Source organism: Aphanothece stagnina RSMan2012 (assembly GCF_046764815.1).
Classification (GTDB): domain Bacteria; phylum Cyanobacteriota; class Cyanobacteriia; order PCC-6307; family Cyanobiaceae; genus NIES-981.
Genome location: NZ_JBKOUC010000074.1, coordinates 1 through 1,021, shown reverse-complemented (window position 1 = coordinate 1,021; position 1,021 = coordinate 1). Strand labels below are relative to the sequence as shown.

The 1,021-nt window shown below is 71.3% G+C and carries 1 pseudogene; it reads left to right on the top strand.

From position 1 onward, the window contains the following. Nucleotides 1-1,021: pseudogene (locus tag ACLNEE_RS16760) on the top strand (hypothetical protein); the annotation flags it as partial.

Genomic DNA, 1,021 nt, shown 5'->3' with positions numbered 1-1,021 from the left:
GGTTGGCGATCTTGCCAGGGCCAGCGGCGTAAACGCCACCGCACTGGGCTCCTTCGCCAACGCCACCGGCCCCAGCGCCACCGCACTGGGTGACAGTGCCCGGGCCACCGGCTTGAAAGCCACTGCCCTGGGCGCTTTCGCCAACGCCACCGGCAACTTCGCCACCGCCATCGGCTCCGATTCCCTCGCCAACCAGACCGGAGCCACGGCCCTGGGGGCCAACTCCCGGGCGGATGGCAGCAGCGCCACGGCCCTCGGGCGCAACGCCAGCGCCACCGGAACCGACGCTGTAGCAGTGGGGGCCTTCGCCAACGCCATTGGCGAGAACACCATTGCCATCGGCCGGGAGGCCGTTGCCAACGCGGGTAGCTCACCCCTCTCGGGAGCCATCGCCATCGGCTACCGCAGCAACGCCTCCGGCTCAGCGGCGACAGCCCTTGGTGACCAGGCCAGGGCGGCTGGAACAGGCGCTACCGCCACCGGTTTCCTGGCCAATGCCACAGGAGAGAGCACCACGGCCTTGGGGCGCAACGCCAACGCCAGCGGAACCGCCGCGACCGCCGTCGGAACAGCCTCCATCGCCGACGGTGAAAGCGCCACGGCCCTCGGTCGCAGCGCCAATGCCACCGGAACCTCCGCGACCGCCGTCGGGGCCGAGGCCCTGGCCTCAGGGGGACAGGCGACGGCAATAGGTCCTAGCGCCAATGCCACCGGAACCCGGGCGACCGCCGTCGGATTTGAGGCCCTGGCCTCAGGGCAACAGGCGACGGCACTGGGTCCTGGCGCCAATGCCACCGGCCTCGCCGCAACCGCCGTCGGGTTGGACGCCCGGGCTTCAGGTATCGCCGCCACAGCCCTCGGAGAAGCCTCCATCGCCGACGGTGAAAGCGCCACGGCCCTCGGGCGCAAGGCCAATGCCACGGGCTTCCAAACCACCGCGTTGGGTGCCGGCGCCCTGGCCAACTTCACCGGCTCCACCGCCATCGGCACCGGTGCCACCACCACCCGGGCCAGCCAGATC